18 protein-coding genes are annotated in these 18,810 nt (G+C 61.3%); 9 read left to right on the forward strand and 9 right to left on the reverse strand.

All coding sequences use genetic code 11. The annotated features are described in order from the left end of the window. Positions 1 to 34 precede the first annotated feature (34 nt). The 4 genes from DW754_RS02870 to pckA all read right to left on the reverse strand — a co-directional run bounded on the left by DW754_RS02870 (position 35) and on the right by pckA (position 4,249). Positions 35 to 889 (reverse strand): DegV family protein, encoded by an 855-nt coding sequence (locus tag DW754_RS02870; RefSeq protein WP_117758342.1) that lies wholly within the window; start codon positions 887 to 889, stop codon positions 35 to 37. Positions 890 to 1,008: 119 nt separating this feature from the next. Beyond that, the gene (locus DW754_RS02875; protein ID WP_022093866.1) at positions 1,009 to 1,458 is read right to left on the reverse strand and encodes a MarR family winged helix-turn-helix transcriptional regulator; all 450 of its coding nucleotides are present in this window, start codon (positions 1,456 to 1,458) and stop codon (positions 1,009 to 1,011) included. Positions 1,459 to 1,631: 173 nt separating this feature from the next. After that, entirely contained in the window at positions 1,632 to 2,351 is a 720-nt protein-coding gene (locus DW754_RS02880) for a B3/4 domain-containing protein (protein WP_117758343.1), read from the reverse strand. 227 nt (positions 2,352 to 2,578) lie between these two features. Continuing rightward, complete coding sequence (gene pckA / locus DW754_RS02885) at positions 2,579 to 4,249, reverse strand: phosphoenolpyruvate carboxykinase (ATP) (protein ID WP_199411431.1); 1,671 nt, start codon at positions 4,247 to 4,249, stop codon at positions 2,579 to 2,581. Between the two features lie 352 nt (positions 4,250 to 4,601). Here pckA and DW754_RS11130 point away from each other — a divergent pair, with 352 nt between their 5' ends. Continuing rightward, the gene (locus DW754_RS11130; protein ID WP_233508920.1) at positions 4,602 to 5,360 is read left to right on the forward strand and encodes a hypothetical protein; all 759 of its coding nucleotides are present in this window, start codon (positions 4,602 to 4,604) and stop codon (positions 5,358 to 5,360) included. Positions 5,361 to 5,396: 36 nt separating this feature from the next. After that, the gene (locus tag DW754_RS11135; RefSeq protein WP_233508918.1) at positions 5,397 to 6,182 is read left to right on the forward strand and encodes a lipopolysaccharide biosynthesis protein; all 786 of its coding nucleotides are present in this window, start codon (positions 5,397 to 5,399) and stop codon (positions 6,180 to 6,182) included. A gap of 355 nt (positions 6,183 to 6,537) precedes the next feature. Here the strand turns inward: DW754_RS11135 and DW754_RS02895 are convergent, their stop codons facing one another. Continuing rightward, positions 6,538 to 7,377, reverse strand: coding sequence for a metallophosphoesterase family protein (locus tag DW754_RS02895; protein WP_117655697.1), 840 nt, complete (start codon positions 7,375 to 7,377; stop codon positions 6,538 to 6,540). 253 nt (positions 7,378 to 7,630) lie between these two features. Here DW754_RS02895 and DW754_RS02905 point away from each other — a divergent pair, with 253 nt between their 5' ends. From DW754_RS02905 to DW754_RS02915, 3 genes are all read left to right on the forward strand, one after another. Then, complete coding sequence (locus DW754_RS02905) at positions 7,631 to 9,232, forward strand: potassium/proton antiporter (protein ID WP_117758344.1); 1,602 nt, start codon at positions 7,631 to 7,633, stop codon at positions 9,230 to 9,232. A 226-nt stretch (positions 9,233 to 9,458) separates the two neighbouring features. Beyond that, positions 9,459 to 10,583, forward strand: a complete 1,125-nt coding sequence (gene serC, locus DW754_RS02910) for a 3-phosphoserine/phosphohydroxythreonine transaminase (RefSeq protein ID WP_117758345.1) — start codon at positions 9,459 to 9,461, stop codon at positions 10,581 to 10,583. Positions 10,584 to 10,652: 69 nt separating this feature from the next. Beyond that, positions 10,653 to 11,816: a phosphoglycerate dehydrogenase gene (locus DW754_RS02915; protein ID WP_117758346.1), complete on the forward strand. Its 1,164-nt coding sequence runs from the start codon at positions 10,653 to 10,655 to the stop codon at positions 11,814 to 11,816. A 350-nt stretch (positions 11,817 to 12,166) separates the two neighbouring features. On the opposite strand, the gene DW754_RS02920 is transcribed toward DW754_RS02915, so the two are convergent. Beyond that, positions 12,167 to 13,147 carry a hypothetical protein gene (locus DW754_RS02920; RefSeq protein ID WP_147336366.1) on the reverse strand — a complete coding sequence of 327 codons (981 nt, stop codon included), beginning with the start codon at positions 13,145 to 13,147 and terminating at the stop codon, positions 12,167 to 12,169. Positions 13,148 to 13,370: 223 nt separating this feature from the next. On the opposite strand from DW754_RS02920, the gene DW754_RS02925 reads away from it, so the two are divergent. Then, the gene (locus tag DW754_RS02925) at positions 13,371 to 14,591 is read left to right on the forward strand and encodes a M20 family metallopeptidase (RefSeq protein ID WP_117758348.1); all 1,221 of its coding nucleotides are present in this window, start codon (positions 13,371 to 13,373) and stop codon (positions 14,589 to 14,591) included. A 39-nt stretch (positions 14,592 to 14,630) separates the two neighbouring features. Then, positions 14,631 to 15,311 (forward strand): DUF1015 family protein, encoded by a 681-nt coding sequence (locus DW754_RS02930; RefSeq protein ID WP_117758349.1) that lies wholly within the window; start codon positions 14,631 to 14,633, stop codon positions 15,309 to 15,311. 131 nt (positions 15,312 to 15,442) lie between these two features. Here DW754_RS02930 and DW754_RS02935 read toward each other — a convergent pair whose 3' ends face one another. From DW754_RS02935 to DW754_RS02945, 3 genes are all read right to left on the reverse strand, one after another. Beyond that, entirely contained in the window at positions 15,443 to 16,078 is a 636-nt protein-coding gene (locus DW754_RS02935; protein WP_117758350.1) for a histidine phosphatase family protein, read from the reverse strand. A 17-nt stretch (positions 16,079 to 16,095) separates the two neighbouring features. Then, on the reverse strand, positions 16,096 to 16,638 hold the full coding sequence (locus DW754_RS02940) for a histidine phosphatase family protein (protein ID WP_055252053.1): 543 nt from the start codon (positions 16,636 to 16,638) through the stop codon (positions 16,096 to 16,098). A gap of 82 nt (positions 16,639 to 16,720) precedes the next feature. Continuing rightward, a complete protein-coding gene (locus tag DW754_RS02945; protein WP_117563980.1) occupies positions 16,721 to 17,392 on the reverse strand; it encodes a nitroreductase family protein in 672 nt (223 codons plus the stop codon). A 233-nt stretch (positions 17,393 to 17,625) separates the two neighbouring features. On the opposite strand from DW754_RS02945, the gene DW754_RS02950 reads away from it, so the two are divergent. Both DW754_RS02950 and DW754_RS02955 read left to right on the forward strand, forming a co-directional pair. After that, positions 17,626 to 18,228 carry an HdeD family acid-resistance protein gene (locus DW754_RS02950; RefSeq protein ID WP_117583774.1) on the forward strand — a complete coding sequence of 201 codons (603 nt, stop codon included), beginning with the start codon at positions 17,626 to 17,628 and terminating at the stop codon, positions 18,226 to 18,228. Further along, on the forward strand, positions 18,229 to 18,711 hold the full coding sequence (locus DW754_RS02955; protein WP_117758351.1) for a DUF188 domain-containing protein: 483 nt from the start codon (positions 18,229 to 18,231) through the stop codon (positions 18,709 to 18,711). The last annotated feature ends 99 nt before the right edge of the window (positions 18,712 to 18,810 follow it).

Raw genomic sequence — 18,810 nt, forward strand, 5'->3', positions numbered from 1 at the left:
ACAGGCACCTTTGTGATGGTTTATGGCAGGTCGGTTAGTTGGCGGGCTGGAAGAAGGCTACTGCCACGGCGCCGGGGCCAACGTGGGTTCCGATGGTGGCGCCGATGGTGTGAACGGGCAGTTCGCCCTCGGTGTGACCAGCCCACAGTGCCGCGCTGTCCTCGATATACTTCTTGAGCACCGCATCCGAAAGACCCGTATAGCCGAGCGCCAGCGGCATGGAAAAGTCGATGCCGCCCGCCTTTTCGACCTTTTGGTTCAGCAGGTTGCGGCCGTTCTTGGAACCGCGCGCCTTGCCCAGCTGCACGATCAGACCGTCCTCGACAGCCACCACGGGCTTCACGTTGAGCAGCGTGCCCACGGCGCCGGCCGCAGCAGACAGACGACCGCCGCGCACCAGGTACTCCAGCGTCTCGAGCAGGCCGATAACCACCACACGGTCGCGCACGGCCTCGACAGCCGCCGCGATCTGAGATGCACTGCGGCCCTCGTCCACCAAGCGCAGCGCATACTCGACCAGGACGCGCTCGCCCAGGGTGACGTTGTTGCTGTCTACCACGAACACGTCGCCACCTGGCGCCTCGGCAAGTGCGGTACGGGCACTCTGATTGGTGCCTGATAGCTTAGCGCCCACGGTAATAATCACAGCCTCGTCGCCGGCCTCACGTGCTTCGGCAATCGCCTGCGAAAACGCGTACGGGTTGACCTGGCCGGTCTTGGGCAGCTCGTCGCGCTCCACAAGCATCTCGTAAAAGCGCTGGTGATCGATGTCGACGCCATCCATATACACATCGGTGCCAAAGGTGACGGACAGCGGCAAAACGTCCAGTGCCGGGTGCTCGGCCGGCGACATATCGCTTGCGGAATCGGTAATAATGCGGACGGACATAGCGAATCCTTTCTTGCGCAGGTCCCGCGCAGGGAATTTTGACAGCAATGTCCCGGCACGGCGTACGCGCTCAAACGGGACGATGCAGTTCTTGGCTGAAAGCTAGCGCCAGCGCGGCTCTAGATCTCGCGCAGGGTGTTGAGGATCGTGCGCAGCGATGCATACATCTGCTCGCGCTGCTCCACGCCCATGGCCTTGCCGGTGGTATCGAGCACCTCGCGAATGATGCGATCGGCCTCGCTCATGCTCTCGCCGCCCAGGGCAGTCAGGCGCACCGGAGCACGATACTTGACGGCCGCATCACCCGAGTCGTCAACCTCGACGTAGCCGCCCTCCTCCAGATGTGCCAGTGTGCGCGAAACGGCGGCACGGGTAACGCCGGCCATGCGGGCGAGGTCGGCGCCAGTCAGGCCGTCCTTGCTGCGCTCAAGATAGTACAGGCACATAACGTCGGAGCCCTTGAGGCCCAGCCTTGCGCCTTCGGACGTCTTGATACGCTGAATCTCCTTGTAGAGCCCGCTGATCAGTCCAACAAAGTCCTCGAAACGTGTCTCGTCGTTCTGCTGCATGGGAGACGACCGCCTTTCGCTTGCATAATGCTTACGGGTAAACATCTTAGTCGCATAAGCCGACACCCGTACCCAAATACCCCATTTGTTAACCCATCAACATAAAAACCACCACAAAGGGGATAGGCACCTTTGTGGCGGTTTTGACCGGCGAACATGATCCGCAGGCGCCGCTACAGCTCCACGCAGGGATTGTCGCGAGTCACAAGCGTCTTAACGACAACCGTCGCTCCCAGATAGCGCTCGAGCAAATCGGCAAGACGATCGATGGCGGCCTGGCAGTCCCCCATTCGCTCGGGCTCTACGCACTCAATCGCCAGGAACGCGTCCGCCGAATCGTCGGACAGGGCCGTTCGAACGCCGTCGCGCCAGTTCCAGCAGCGGCACACGGCGCCCGCATCATCGACGTAGGCCAGCTCGCCGGACAGCGTCGGGTCATCCGCTTCCTCGCCAAGCGGCAGGAACGCGTCGCCGCCGTCGGTCACCTTCAAGCGAAGGTCTCCCTCGATCGCATGCAAATCCTCGCCGCCTACGGGTAACGCGTAGGTCAGCGACACCGTGTTGTAAATGTCCACCGCGGGCGTAATGTGGCCCACCGGCTTGCCTTTGAGCACGCGTTTGAGCAGGTTCTCAATTGAGCAACGCGCGCCCTTCTTGGTCTTGAATAGGCGATATGCCTCGCGCCATGCCTTAACCGGCGCATTCTCGCTGATAGTATCGCTGGTCAGATGACGCTCCGCGTCGATATTGGCGCGGTCGAGCAACGCCGCAATCGCGTCCACGTCCTCTTGAGGAATCTGAGCCGCGGGCTTCATGCCCTTTACGACCACAACACCGACAGCCGCCTGCGGAAATAGCTCCCAAAACGAATCCTCGGCAACGAAACTCTTCATGTGCTCTCCCTTCATAGCATGCGCCCGAGCCCGGGTGCCTAAACAAAAAGCGCCCTTACGACGGCCACCTTCAAAGTCCTACGGTGCCGCCACAAGAGCGCTTACGCTGCCCCCATCCGGAGAAGGGAGCGATATGTTAGGCGTATTATAACCCGAGTCATCCGCGCGAGTAAAACCACCACAAAGGTGCCTGTCCCCTTTATGATGGTTTTGGGTCTGAGGCGACGCTAGTGGCGAAGTCCCAGCAGGCCGTGGCCGCGATGACGGGCGTCGGCGTGCACCTGAGCGTGCGGACCGGCGGCCTTGACGGATTCGGGCAGGTGCGAGTACTTCTTCTCGAAGTTCTCCTCGAACATCACGGCCAAGTTGTGCGCGGCCTCGTCGTAGCGAGCGGTGCTCTGCCAATACTGGCGCGGCACCAGGATGCCGTCGGGTACGCCGTGGCACGTGGTGGGAATGTCGACGTTAAAGATGTCGTCGTGCACGAACTCGCTGTCCTCGATGGTACCGTCGAGGGCGCGGGCCACCAGGGCGCGCGTGTAGGCAAGCTCGATGCGATGACCCACGCCGTAGCCGCCGCCGATCCAGCCGGTGTTGACCAGGTACACACGCGTGCGGCCGTCGGCGATGCGCTCACCGAGCATCTTGGCATAGACCATGGGGTCGAGCGGCATAAACGGCTCGCCAAACAGCGAAGAGAACGTGGGCGTGGGCTCGGTGACGCCGACCTCGGTGCCGGGGATCTTGGCCGTAAAGCCCGTCACAAAGTGATACATGGCGGCGTCGGCCGTCAGGCGCGAGATGGGCGGCAGCACGCCAAAGGCATCGCAGGTCAGGAAGAGCACGACGCTTGGAGTGGTGCCCATGCCCTTGGTCCACGCGTTGGGAATGTGCTCCACAGGGTATGCCACGCGCGTGTTGTGCGTGATCGAGATGTCGTCGTAGTTGGGCTTGCGGTTCTCGTCGAGCACCACGTTTTCGCAGATCGCGCCAAAGCGGACAGCGTTGAAGATCTCGGGCTCGTGGAACGCGTCCAGGCCCTCGCATTTGGCGTAGCAGCCACCTTCGATGTTGAAGATGCCCATGTCGGACCAACCGTGCTCGTCGTCGCCGATCAGCAGCCGCGTGGGGTTGGCCGAAAGCGTGGTCTTGCCCGTGCCCGAAAGGCCAAAGAACACGGCGGTCTCGTGCGTGACGGGATCCATGCTGGCCGAGCAGTGCATGGGTAGCACGTCGTCCTCGACGGGCAGCAGGTAATTCATGACGCTAAAGATCGACTTTTTAATCTCGCCGGAGTAGCCGGTGCCGGCGACCAGAATCACGCGTTCCTGGAAATTGATGACCACGGCGGCGCTGGAGTTGAGGCCCTTGATGGCAGGATCGCACTGGAAACCGGGCGCCGCGAGCACGCAGAAGTCGGGCTCGCCGGTGCGCGCGATTTCGCGGGCGAGCGGGCGGGCGAGCATCTGCTTGATAAAGAGTGCCTGGCTGGCACGCTCGCAGGCAACGAGCAGTCGACGCGTGTGGTTGCGGTCGGCGCCTGCCATGCCACGGGTAACGAACACGTCGCGCTCGTTGAGATAGTCGACGATGCCGGCCTTGATGGCCTCATAGCTCTCGACGGACAGCGGGCGGTTGACGGCGCCCCAGGCAATCTTGTCGTGGACATCGGGGGTGTCGACGATAAAGCGGTCATTGGGGGAACGACCAGTGCGCTCCCCCGTCTCGATCACCAGCGCGCCGTTGGATGCCATGCGGCCTTCTTCGCGGCGGATAGCGTGCTCGACGAGCTCCGCGGCGGGTAGATCGACCAGCAGACGGGGCTGATTCTCGGCGGGATCTTCGACCAGCGCAATACCAAAGTTGGACAGAACTTCTGCAGGGGTAACACCAGGCATGGGGCCTCCTTTAAAAGCGCGACACGTGGACGCGGCGCGCACTTTACTCACGTAAAGCCCGTTGTACCCGATATGCAAAAACGTTTTTGCGGCAACGGCGAAGCGCCCGCCCAACGGTCAAAAATCGCAGGCAAGCGGCCTAGTCGTTAGAGACACTCTTGAACAGGCAACAACCAAGGAGCGACCCCGGATGCCGGCACTTAGGGACGTTCCCAAAGTGCCGGCACATAAGGAACGTCCCCAAATGCCGTCTACTGAATGGCGCCGCCGAAATTATCGAACAACCTGTTCAAAAACACGAACGAACACCGTCGCGTCTATACTAGAGCGTAGCAATAGAAAGGACTCCGCTTTGAGCATCACGCCCCTCGATAGCATCCGCCGCGCCATCGCCCGCCGCAATGGCGTCGCCGACCCCGCCATAGCGAGCAGCGGCACCGCAAAGGCCCAGGGCGGACGCATCGAGAACGGCCTGTTCCCCGCATCGCACACCGCCGAGGAGCTCGCGCGAATCCAAGAACTAAGCCAACGTAACGCCGGCGGTCCCGACAGCAGCCAGGCCACACGCCGTCGTCGCGAGCGCGATCGCCAACCCGGCCCCATCCACCGCATGGTCAATGCCTGGTGGAACCGCCTGCTCGGAGCCGTCTACGGCGGCGGCTTCTCCACGCAAGAAGCCGAGTACGAAGATCACGCCACCCGTCGCGACTACCTTTGGAATACCCTGGGCACCGCCGTGTGGGGCATGGTGTTTCCGTTGCTCACCATCGTGTCCACACAGCTCGTGGGCGCCGAGGAGGCTGGCAAATTCTCCATCGCCTTTGTCACCGGCACGCTCATCATGATCGCGTGCAACTACGGCGTGCGCAACTTTCAGGTCTCGGACATCGACGAAAAGACCTCCTTCGCCTCCTACCAGCTCAACCGCTGGCTCTGCGGAGCGCTCGCGCTGGCATGCGGCCTGGTGTACAGCAGCGCCCGCGGCTACGATGCGCAGATGGCCACAATCGGCCTGGGCGTCTACCTGTATAAGGTGATCGACGGCATTGCCGACGTGTACGAGGGCCGCCTGCAGCAGGCCGACAAACTCTACCTGGCCGGCATGAGCTAAACGCTACGATCCGTCGGCGTCATCGCGGTCTTTAGCGTGGCACTGTTCCTCACGCGCAGCATGCCCATCGCCGCCATGGCCATGGGCATCGCCGCGATTGCCTCGCTCGTGCTGGTCACCGCCCCGCTCGCCCTGCTCGAAACCGAAAAATCACGCCGCATGAGTCTGCGCGAGGCTGGCCACCTGTTTGTCCAGTGCGCCCCGCTCTTTGGTGCGCTGTTCCTGTTCAACCTTATCGAGAGCATGCCCAAGTTCGTGATGGAGGGCACGCTGGCATACAAATATCAGCTGTACTTTAATGCACTGTTTTTTCCGGCGCAGGCCATTTTGTTGAGCATTGGATTTATCTATAAACCGCAGCTCCTACGTCTGTCGAGCATTTGGGCGAATCCGCGCAAGCGTCGCCGCTTTGATCTGATTATTGTTGCCGTTATGGCACTGATCGTAGTCATTACTGGAGCGTGCGCCGCATTTATGGCAGGCCCCGGCATTCCCCTCATGAGCTTTATGTACGGCCTCAACTTTGAGCGCTACCGCACGCTTGCACTGCTAATGGTTGTCGCCGGCGGCGTCACCGCGGCAATCGACTTTATCTATGCCATTATCACGGTGTTGCGCCACGCCGGCGATGTCACCAAGATCTACCTGATCTGCTTCGCCGTAAGCGTGGTGGTGCCGGTGATCCTGATTAAGCTGCTGGGTCTGATGGGCGCCGTGGTGAGCTACCTAGCCATCATGGCCCTACTCCTGGTGCTGCTGATTATCGAATACGCCCACATCCGCCAACGCATCGAACGCGACCGCAACCCGTACGGCGCCTAATTGGCGCAATGGGGGGTCTCGTTGCGGACGATTTGCGACACGCAAAACTAAGTGAGTAGACTTTTGCCGAATCCCTGACCACACCGGCAAAACACAAGTCAGTGACCTGCGGTTTTGTTGAGGCAAATTTGCCGGCTGCTCGGCATTTCCAAAAAAGTCTACTCACTTAGCCAGCGGGCAGCCAAAAAAGAACCGTCGCAACGTCGTTTGACTCCGTTGCGACGGTTTTTTGAGCATTTTCGCACTGCCGAGGACGCAGACGCTCCTCATTTCTCGCGCTTACCGAGCAAAAAGGCGCTATTCTCCGAAAGTAGTCAAAAAAGCTCCGTCCCAAATTAGCTACCCTTTGCACCGATTATTCGCCTGGGTTGATGTTCGCATAGAACTCGGCGCCGTCATCAAGGCGCAGGATGCCCACGCGACCGAACTCGGAGCCGGTGGCGGCGGCGCAGTCGATATCGATGCGATCGGGCACACCGGCGGTATCCTCGCCACCCAGACGCACAATCTGCCCGCGGCCCGACTCCTCATCGAGTCCCGCAAGGCCACCTACCTCGCAATAACGCCCGAGCGACACCGTTGGCGTGTGGCCGCTCACCACGACCGGCCCCTCGCCCTCGGCAGAAAGCAGTCCCGTCGGCGCATCCCAATAGCCGTGACGAATCCACAGCAGGTCATCGAACGACTGCACGGCGAGCATTTGCCGCAGCAGCTCGCTATCGGCATCGACCGCTCCCCTGCCGTCACCGCAATCGACACCATGCTCAAGCAAAAACGCGCGCGCCGCCTCGGTCTGGATGCCGGCATGCACCAGCAGGTACGGGCGCTCCTCGGTCTCGGCCACCGCGTAGAGCGGCAGCGCGGCCATCCATCGCACGAGCTCCTCGTATGCCTCAAATTCCATGTCGTTGAGCTGCTCGCGCGTCGTCCAGCCACCGTTGATATCCCAGGTCTCGGCATCGAGCGGATCCTGGCCAATGATGGCATCGAGCATGATCTGCTCGTGATTGCCCTTGAGCACGTGGGCGTTGGGCAGCGAGCGCACGAGCTTAATAACGCCGACCGGATCGGGCCCGCGATCGATCATGTCGCCCAGCACGTACAGCGTGTCGTCGGACGTCAACGAGATCTTAGACAGGGCCTCGTCAAGCGCACGCACGTGCCCGTGAGCATCAGATGTCACATAGATCGCCATGGTACGCCTCTCCTTGCATTGCGGCCGAAGCCCGGCGCCGCAACTAAAACTTCAAGTTGAACTTAAACGTTACCCATTGTACTCCGTTGCAATAAAGCTGGAAAGGGTTTCCAAGCAGAGGCAAAGACGGCAGCCGTCTATGACGATATCGCGCACGCCCGCAATCCAACCCCATAAACCCACCATCTTTGGGTACAAATAACCGCAGACAACTGACCGTGCCACGCCAACCACCCAGGAGCGGACACCATCCATGAACCAGATCCTTCTCTTTATCGGCCTCGTTATTATTCTGTGCCTGACCATCAAGCCCGTCGGCAAAAAACTCCCCTTCCCCACCCTGCTCATCTTTATCGCGCTCGGCATGCTGTTGGGCGTCAACGGCCCGGCTCACATCGACTTTAGCGACTACGCGCTCACCGAAACCGTCTGCAGCACGGCGCTGCTGTTCATCATGTTCTACGGCGGTTTTAACACCAACATCGACCGTGCCAAGCCCGTCGCCGCGCCTGCGGTGCTGCTGAGCACGCTCGGCGTCGTCATCACTGCCGGCATTACCGGCGTGTTCGCGCACTTTGTACTGGGCTTCGACTGGATCGGCGGCCTGCTGCTGGGATCGGTTGTGGCGTCCACCGACGCGGCCAGCGTCTTTAGCGTTCTGCGCGAGCACAGCCTTTCGCTGAGGGGCGGCACCGACTCGCTGCTCGAGGTCGAATCGGGCTCCAACGACCCCGTCGCCTACATGCTCACCGCCGTGCTCGCCACACTCGCAGCCGGCGGCGACATCAACATTCCCACACTGCTGGCCAAGCAGATTATCCTGGGCGTGGGCCTGGGCCTTGCCATCGGCTGGGCGGCGGGCCACCTGATTGAACGCGCACGCGCAACAGCCGAGGGCGCGCAGACCATCTTTTTGTTCGCCGTGGCAATCGTCGCCTACGCGCTGCCGAGCTACCTGGGCGGCAACGGCTTTTTGGCCGTGTACCTGGCCGGCATTGTGCTGGGCGCGAGCGACATCACCGGCAAGGTCGAGCTGGCGCACTTCTTTGACACCCTCACCGAGATGGCCGAGATGACGATCTTCTTCTTGCTCGGCCTGCTCGTGACGCCCGCCCGCCTGCCGCAAATGCTGCTGCCGGGCCTGGCGCTCATGGCGTTTATGCTCTTTGCGAGCCGTCCCATCGCCGTCGGCATGCTCCTGGCGCCCTTTAAGACGAACCCCCGCCAGGTCGCGCTCGTAAGCTGGGCGGGTCTGCGCGGAGCAGCTTCGGTCGTCTTTAGTCTCTTTGCCGTGGTGGCAGGTGTTCCCGGCGGACACGACCTATTTGACCTGGTGTTTGTGATTGCCGTGTCTAGCATTGTGGTGCAGGGCTCGCTGCTGCCGGCGGTGGCGAAGAAGCTCGATATGATCGATGCGGAAGGCGACGTGCGCCGCACCTTTAACGATTACCGCGACGAGGACGGCATGTCGTTCGTCAAGCTCAAGATGGGAGCTGGACATCCGTTTGCCGGACGTTCGCTCGCCGACATTGGCAGTGCGACGGACATGCTTGTGGTTCTGGTGCTGCGCGACGGCGCGCACCCCGTGCTGCCCAACGGCGATACCGTGATCGAGGAAGGCGACCTTCTGGTTATGGCCGCCCCGACGTTTGAAGAGCGTGCCGAGGTTACGCTGCGCGAGGTCACCGTGACCCCCCACGGTCGCCTGGCCGGCCAGCGCCTGCGCGATGTGCCGCAAGGCAAGCACCCGTTTATCGTCGTGATGCTCAAGCGCGACGGCCAAACGATCATCCCCGACGGCAACACCCTCATATACGCCGGCGACGAAGCCGTCATCGCCACGCTGGCGTCGTAGTGACCAGGGGTTAGCTAATTTGCGACGAAGAAATCAAGCGCCTAGAGAACCTCATGCCTTCGCTCGCAGATTTGGATTTGCCCGAGGAGTAAAGCACCCCTCCCCCATGTAACCATCCTGTAAATCATAGCGGCGCACTCGAGTTTTACCGTGATGCGGTCGCGCCTGACGCTCCACTGTGCTAAAGTATCCCGAACGTTCAAACGACTACGAGGGGAACTAGAAGATGGCACGTGTGCACAACTTCTCAGCTGGCCCGGCCGCACTGCCTACAAGCGTGCTCGCCGAGATCGCCGACGAGATGATGGACTACCGCAGTTGCGGCATGTCCGTGCTCGAGATGAGCCATCGATCTAGCATGTACCAGCAGATCATCGACGACGCCGAGGCAACCCTGCGCCGCCTGCTGAGCATCCCCGATAACTACCGTGTTCTGTTTTTGCAGGGCGGCGCCACGCTGCAGTTTGCGGGCATCCCGATGAACCTCATGCGCCGCGGCCGCGCCGGCTACGTCGTGACCGGCAACTTCGCCAACAAGGCGTACAAGGAAGCCGCCAAGTACGGCGAGGCCGTGCTGCTCGCGAGCTCCGAGGACGCCAATTTCGACCGCATTCCCGCCATGGCCGACATCAACGCGCGCATTGCCGCCGAGGCCGCGGGCGGCGGGCTCGACTACGTCTACATCTGCCAGAACAACACCATCTTTGGCACCATGTACCACGAGCTGCCTAACTTCGGCGACGTACCGCTGGTCGCCGATGTCTCGAGCTGCTTTTTGTCGCAGCCGCTCGACGTCGAGCGCTACGGACTCATCTACGCCGGCGCTCAGAAAAACGCCGGCGCCGCGGGCGTCACCGTGGTTATCGTGCGCGACGACCTGATCGCCGACGGTCCAGCCTTTGCGCAGACGCCGCAGTACATGGACCTTAAGACCCAGGCCGCCAAGGGCTCCATGCTCAACACGCCCAACACCTTTGGCATCTACGTATGCGGCAAGGTGTTCCGTTGGGTGGAGCAAACCGGCGGACTTGCCGCCATGACCGAGCGCAACTGGGCCAAGGCCAATCTGCTCTACGATCTGCTCGAGCACAGCGAGCTGTTCCATGGCACCGCGCAGACCGGCAGCCGCTCCATCGCCAACGTCACCTTCCGCACCGACGATGCCGGCCTCGACGCCGCCTTTGTCGCAGGCGCAGCCGAGCACCAGATTCAAAACGTCAAGGGCCATCGCCTCGTCGGCGGCATGCGCGCCAGCGTGTACAACGCCGTCACCATGGAGGGCGTGCAGGCGCTGGCCACGTATATGAAGGACTTCGAAGCGCAGCATAGTTTGAGCCCGCGATCTAACTAGCCCGCAACGAGCGGGCCGACCAGCCACTTCAAACCACTTGTTTTAAACAAACCTGCTAAGGAGCTTTCCATGCGCAAGATCAAGACCATCGACGACATCACCAAAGACGGCGAAGTCGAGTTTGGCGAGGGCTACGAATTTGTGAGCACCGCCGAGGAGGCCGACGCCATCCTGATGCGCTCGACCGACCTGCACGGCTACGAGCTGCCCGAGGGCATCCGCGCCATCGCCCGCTGTGGCGCCGGCGTCAACAACATCCCCGTCGAGGAGTACGCCAAGAAGGGCGTCGTTGTCTTTAACTCCCCCGGCGCCAACAGCAACGCCGTCAAGGAGCTCGTCCAGGGCATGCTGGTGCTTTCGAGCCGCGGCGTGGTGCAGTCGATGAACTGGGTGCGCGACAACGCCGACGACCCCGATATCCAAGTCGACGCCGAGAAGGCCAAGAAGGCCTTTGTGGGTCGCGAGCTCAAGGGCAAGCGCATTGGCGTCATCGGCCTGGGCAACGTGGGCTCCAAGGTCGCCAACGCCTGTGTCGATCTGGGCATGGACGTCTACGGCTACGACCCGTTCATTTCCGTCGAGCACGCGTGGGTGCTGAGCCGCGAGGTGCAGCGCGTGGGCACGCTCGAGGATCTGTGCCGCGGCTGCGACTACCTCACCGTGCACGTGCCCAGCAAGGCCGACACCATCGGTATGATCAGCACCGAGCAGATTAACCTGCTAGCGCCCGACGCCGTGCTCATCAACTACGCGCGCGAGACCATCATTGACGAAGACGCCGTCGACGCCGCCCTGCGCGAGGGCAAGCTCAGCTGGTTTAGCTGCGACTTTGCCACGCCCAAGACCGTCAAGATGCCCAATACGTTTATCACCACGCATTCGGGCGCCGGCACCGGCGAGGCCGAGGCCAACTGCGCCGACATGGCCATCAGCGAGCTCAAGGATTACCTGGAAAACGGCAACATCGCGCACAGCGTCAACTACCCCGCCTGCAGCATGGGCAAGGCGCGCGCCGCAAGCCGTATTGCCTGCCTGCATGCCAACGTGCCCAACATGATCGGCCAGATCACGGCCATTCTCGCCAAGGACAACGCCAATGTGCAGCGCATGACCAACGAGTCCGCTGGCGAGAACGCCTACACCATGTTCGACACCGATGAGCACCTGGACGGCAGCACGATCGAGGCGCTCAAGCAGATTCCGTCGATGTATCGCGTGCGCGTGATTAAATAGCGCCGGTGCCAAGCCTGCCAGACAGACCACGAAGCCCATTCGCCCCCCCCGTATTCACGAAACGGGGGGGCGATTTTGTTGCTCCGGACGACTTTAAAATGATACCCAGAACAAGTTTTTTCAGATAATCGATAGTGAGGCTCCAGTCGCTAAGCACACCCGCTTTGATAAACAGCTTTATCAGGGACTTTAGTAGGTAAAAATCGGTCTCTATGTGCCGAATGTAAGTTGACTGTCTATTTTCCGAAACAACTTATTCTAGATAGCATTTTTAGGGTCCCTCCAAGGCAAAATTGAAGCCTTTTTGCGACCAGAACTCTAGCTCGCGCTACCGTTTACCCACCGCGCGACTACATTCCCGCCCAATCGATAAAAATCTCCTCACGAAGCCGCCGTTCGAGCTCCTGCTGTCGCGGCGTCTTGTCTTTCAGCGGCACATCGAGATAGGACATGATGAGCTCCATCACCACGCGGAAGGCATCGAAGTCGGCCAGCTGACCATAGGTCATCAGAACGACGGGATATCCCATGGCTTGCAAGGCCGTCGTTCGATCGGAGTCCGAAATCTTGGATTCAATGGATCCGTGAATGGCTTTACCCTGGCATTCAACCAGACACTCTCGGCTGCCGTCCTTATTTGCCAGCAGGATATCGGCATAGCGCCTATCAAGCCCCGAAATCAGGCGGGCGCTGCGCGTCATACGAATCTCAACGTTATTGGTAAGGCGCAGCCCTTCGCCGCCGCGCAACCTCGTAAGGCCAAACAGCATCGAAGCCTGGACCTCGAGCGGCGATGCTGCCACCCCCGTAATGCATTTCGCGGCTCGTATGAACGATTTAGCGCCGCGGAGCCCCCGGACCTTATCGACGAACTCTGTAAGCTCAGAGAGCTCGATCAAGGGAGGTCGTTTCCACAAGTCCGTTGGATTCCCCGAGACATCCTTTACGTTTTCCCAGCCCGACCGTGCGTCACTCCATCGGCTCCCATATGCCTGCTCAAGTGCCGACTTTACCTGAGGCGCAATCTTGCACACGGCAAAGGTGCCGCACATCTCATACATGCACATGATTAGACGCTCGTTTGAGACCGAGGAAGCCAGGGTCAGCAGGGTAAAGAGTGGGGACGCAACATCGAAGCCAAACTCCGTCTGCCGCACGGAATCAAACGGCCTCTCCCCGTTCCAAACATGCCTGACAATGCGATCGCCCTTACGTCCGCAGCTGCCCTGCGCCAACACGTGTAACGGGGTGCCCAGGAAATGCGTGACGAGCGGATGCTCACATAGGTGCTCCCTGCGCGGATCGTCCGCAGAATCGGGCAGGTCCGGCATTATTGCCAAGACCTGTGGAGGTATCCGGTGATACCGAAAGGCAGATATGTCGCACAGCATGTCGTCCATGAAGGGTACGTACCCACCGCATCGTTCGTAAACCCGCCTGGACGGCAAACGCGCTGGCTCGGCCTGCGAACGGTAAATACCGCTGCGCGCACGCCGCGGATCTCTCAAGAGGCTTACAATCGGTTTGGAAAGCAGACTGATTGTGAGGTTGCATATGGTTGATGAGGACTTTGCCTGGCGGCTTGCGCAGGACCTTGTGAAGATTGACAGCTCAGACCCGGGCGCGTATGAGGATGAAATTGAGCGCTTCATTAAGAGGCTCATTGAGCAGCAGCTGGCACAACTTGATAGTTCTGCGCTCGATGCCGTGCAGATTGAGGAGCTCGAAGTGCTGCCCGGGCGCCGCAACCTTAAAGTCACCGTGCCGGGCCAAAGCGACGAGCCGCGGCTGGTCTATATCTGCCACATGGATACCGTCACCTTGGGCGATGGCTGGGACGCAGACATCGCACCGCTTGGGGCGGTTGTGCGCGACGATAAACTCTATGGCCGCGGTGCCTGCGATATGAAGGGTGGCCTGGCCTGCGCCATTGCCGCACTGGTCCATACGCTCGAGCGCGTGGCGGCAAGCGGTGAGCTGCCCCGACGTGGCTTTTCGCTCATCTGCTCGGTCGACGAGGAAGACTTTATGCGTGGCTCCGAGGCGGCCATTGATGCCGGCTGGGTCGGTTCGCGCGAATGGGTGCTGGACACCGAGCCCGCCGACGGACAGATCCAGGTGGCGCACAAGGGGCGCACATGGTTCGAGATTGAGATGGCAGGCGTCACGGCGCACGCGAGCCAGCCTTGGAAGGGCGCCGACGCCGTCGCCGCCATGGCAGAGGTCGTCTGCGCGTTGCGCCGCGCGTTCATGGCGCTGCCCGTACACGATGAGCTGGGGCCATCGACCATCACGTTTGGACAGATCGAGGGCGGCTACCGCCCCTATGTCGTGCCCGACCATGCCAAGGTCTGGGTCGATATGCGCCTGGCCCCGCCGACTGATACGGCCGCCGCGACGCGCATGGTAGAGCAGGCCATCGCCGGCGCCGAAGCCGCGGTCCCCGGCTGCCATGGAAGCTATACCGTGACAGGCGACCGCCCCGCCATCGAGCGCGATCCAAGCTCTCCCCTTCTGGCTGCACTCAAGCGTGCCGCCGATGACGTGACGGGCACAGACACGACCGTCGGCTTCTTTACCGGCTACACCGACACTGCCGTCATTGCCGGCAAGACAGGCAACCGCAATTGTATGAGCTACGGCCCCGGCTCGTTGGCGCTCGCGCACAAGCCCAACGAGTATGTGCCCCATGCCGATATCGTTCGCTGCCAAAACGTGCTCATCGCGCTTGCCGATAACACGCTCTGGGACGCAAGCGGCCAAGTTGGGGCATAATAAGCCGCGAACAAACCGACTCGCGCGTTAGGACCGCCCATGAAAGCACTTCCATTTCCCTGCATCCGCCCAGCTCAGGACCGCGTGCTCGAGGCGCTGCCTGCGATGGGCGGTATCCTGAGCGGCAACGACGCCCTGCGCGGCGCCATTGCTGACGGCCTAATGCTCAAGGATCCAGGCGCGGCGTATTACGTGTACGAGTGTTCGGGAGAGCTGGGACGCGTGACGGGCGTTGTGGCAATTTGCCCGGTTGGTGTACTGACGGACGACAACGCGTCCTCCGCAGATGCGGCCGCAGCCGCCCGCGCAATCGCCGAGCTTAAGGTGCAGCCTCGCCCTGTAACGCTCGCCTACGAAGCCTCGCCCGTCATGGATATCATCCTCGGCGCCGCCAAAGAAGGCGCGTCGCTCTATGCCGTCACCGACCCCGCCGGCATTACGCACCGTGTGTGGGAGGTCAAGCGCGAGGACGCCGTTGCTGCCATCCGTGCCATGCTCGATCAGGCACCCGACCCCGTGTTCGCCGGTGACTCCGCCTATGCCGCCGCACTGGCTGGGGCATCGCAGATTCTGGCCGATGAGGCCCGTGCCGCCGGAACGTACACCGGCAAAGAGCCGTTCAACTTTGCCGTAGCTGCGCTCTTCCCCGCCGCGCAGGTCAGCGGCGGCGCGCCGCAGGTTCCGACGGGTCTGCTCACTCACCAGATCTCACGGTTCTAGCGGACTCAAACGCGAAGCTGGAAAACCCAGCATCCAAACAAACAAGGGGCAGGGATGCAATGCCCGTGCATGCATCCCCGCCCCTTTCGCATCAAACAATTTCGCCGGCAAACCGCGCCGCAACGCCAGCGCTACCCGCGCTGCGGGCCTACTACCGCTACAAGCGGTTCAAGCCCCAGCTCGCGCGCGTAATCCTCCTGCGTAAAGACTTCGACCAACTCAAACGTGTCGGATTCGTCGTCAAACGCAAAGTGCAGCACCGAGCAGTTGCCCGGCACGCGATCGCGCTCGTCGGCCGCCGCACCCTTCACGTGATCCATAAACTCCTTGATAGCCGAGCCATGGCTTACCGCGAGCACACACGTATGGTCCGGACGCTGCATGAGTTCGGTCAGCGTCGCCACCATGCGCTCGCGCACCTGGATCTGGCCCTCGCCGCCAAATTGACGATAGAAATCGCGCCACGGGCGCTCGGGCATAAGCATCACGCGCTCGGCCTCAAAGTCGCCAAAGAACCACTCACGCAGGCCGTCCAGGCGCTCGTACGCCAAGCCCGGCCACAAGTTGGCGATAGTCTGCTCGGTGCGATGAAGCGTGGAGGTGTAGGCATGATCGGGCTCAATGCCGCGCGCACGTAAAAACATGCCGGCGCGCGCCGCCTGGTCGCAACCCAACTGCGTAAGCGGCGAGTCACTCCACCCCTGAATGATACGCTTAAGGTTGAATATCGTCTGTCCATGACGGACCAGATACAGATCTTTATTCATAGGGGTCCTTTCGTTCGTTACCAACCCAAGAGCGAAAACGCCCCGTCGCAATAGCCAAAATGAAGCACGGCACCGTTGTCGGGTAGCTCTCCCCCGCCAGTCACATACTCAAGAAACTCCTGGCAGGCTGAGCCGTGGGAAACCGCCAGCACGCAGTCGTGCTGCGGCCGGGCCATAATACGGGACAGCGCCGCGACCATGCGCGACTGAAGCTGCACTTCCGACTCGCCGCCAAAGGCCACCGGATAATCGCCCCAGGGCTGCGGCGGCATCTCGCGATTTGATGTGCCCTCCAGCGAGCCAAAATGCCACTCACGCAGGTCATCGACCAGCTCAATGGAACGGCCCTCGCCAACGATAAGCTCGGCCGTATGCCGCGCCCGGCCCAACGGCGAGGAATACACATGATCAAAGGCCACGCCACGCGCCGCAAACGCCGTACGCGCCGTCAGCGCCTGCTCGCGCCCGCGCGCCGTAAGCGGCGAATCGTGCCAGCCCTGCAAAATGCTCTGCACATTGAGCTCAGTCTGCCCATGCCGCACCAAATACAGATCTGCCACACGCTCTCCCCTCGTACCACCACAAAGGGGACAGGCACCTTTGTGGTGGTTTACCGTCTGATCACGCCGCGGTGACGCTCAGCTACACCAGCACGTCGGCGAGCGGGCGCTTGGGTACGTGGTGCACCTGCGCATCGTCACGCCAGTAATTAATTGAGCCGTCGGGGTTGGAATCGATCGCATCGATCATCTGCGTCTCGGCCGGCACGCCAAAAGCCATGATCAGCTTGAGCTCATACTTGTCGTTATCGAGCCCCATAGCATCGATCGCGTGGGGCGTAAAGGCCTTGAACATGCAGGCTGCCACCTCGGGCGTGGCGCTGCGAGCGGCGAGCATCATCGTCTGCGCGGCAATGCCCGTGTCGACCTCGGTGATGGGCGCGGCGGGCTTACCCGGAACAGCGCGCTCGGCAAGAATCGCGATGTAGCCGGTCGGACGCTCGCCCTCGGCAGGACCCGACCAATCCTTAAGCGCGCCGGCCCATGCAAGCTCATCAAATACACGCGCGCAATCCTCGGCACCGCTCACCACATGAAAACGCAGACGCTGAGCATTGGCGCCGCAGGGAGCCAGGTGCGCCAGTTCCGCCAGCTCGAGCAAAAACTCGCGCGGCACGCGCATGGACTCGTCAAAACGGCGGCACGTACGGGCGCGGCGGACCAGCGCGTCAAACGTGTCCAGGCCAAGCTTTTCGCAACCCTGCTTTGCCATCGACTCGGCGCTTACCGGCGCCGCGGGAACAGCTTCGTTCATAAGACCCCCAATAAAAGCATATTGTTCTTAAGAAAATCTAACCTAAAACGTAGGCAATTACACACAGCGGCGCAATGTTCCACACCTGTTGAATATTCCGCATCCAAACGGGAACAAAGGTAACAATTCGGGAAGATGAGGCTCCCATTCGCCCTTCCCGCCCCACGCGACGGCGCCCTTGGGCGATACTGGTTGCAAGAGCTACGGCTTACGCCGCACGGAAAGGAGACATCATGGGCATCTTTAAGAACGATGACAAGCAATCGAGCGCGTTTGGATTTGACGAGAAAAGCATGGCAGGCAAGGCCGTCAAGGCCGTGCGCTGGATTTACGCCATCACGGGCGTCTTGGCGCTCGTCGCCGGCATCGCACTGCTGTTTGCGCCCGCCAAATCCCTCGTCTTCCTGACGACCGTCTTGGGCATCTACTTTGTGATCACGGCCGCGATCAGGCTGTTTACCGCTGTTTTCGAGCCGCTGCTGCCCACCGGCTGGCGCGTTACGAGCATCATCTCCAACCTGCTCATCATTCTGGGCGGCGTCATAATCCTGCGCAACCAGGCCTTCTCGACCGCGACGCTCACCACGCTCGTGGTGGTCGTCGCCGGCTTTGGCTGGATCGTCGAGGGCGTCATGTCGATTCTGGAATCCGAGCTTTCCGCCAACCGCGCCCTCGCCATCCTGAGCGGCGCGCTCTCCATCATCGCGGGCATGTTCGTGTTTATCTATCCGCTGTGGTCGGCCAAGATGCTCGTCATCTTTAGCGGTGCCGCGCTGCTGGTGTTTGGCGTGACGCTCATTGTTCGCGCCATTCAGTTTGGCAAACTGGTGCGCTAGATGCCAAAGACGCTCTTTATTGATGCCGACGCCTGCCCGGTCACGCGCGAGTCGATTGACTGCGCGCGGCGGGCGGGCGTCGCCGTTGTTATCGCCGGCAACAGCACGCAAAACCTGGAACGGCACATTCGCCGCGACGACCCGCGCGATGCCGAGCACGCGCGACGCGGCTTTTGGATCACGACGCTCGACGTGAGCGTGGGCGCCGACAGCGCCGACTTTGCCATTGTCGAACGCCTGCAGGCGGGCGACGTGGTCGTGACGCAGGACATTGGCTTGGCGAGCATGGTGCTCGGGCGCGATGCCGCCGCTATCGGTGTGCGCGGGCGCGTCTACGACAAAGCAACCATCGACATGCAGCTGTTTATTCGCCACGAGGAAAAGAAGGTACGCCGCGCCGGCGGACGCACTCGCGGTCCGGCAGCATTTACCAGCGAAGACCGCGCCCGCTTTAAACGCAACCTCACCGAGTTGCTGCACTAACCAAGGTAGGTTTTTGGGACATGCCTAATAATCTACCTTTTTGTTTGGCTCTGTTAGACCAGAATTGACATTTAGCACTTTTTCGAGCCGGGACGATAA

This window comes from Collinsella sp. AM29-10AC (assembly GCF_003469085.1).
GTDB lineage: Bacteria > Actinomycetota > Coriobacteriia > Coriobacteriales > Coriobacteriaceae > Collinsella.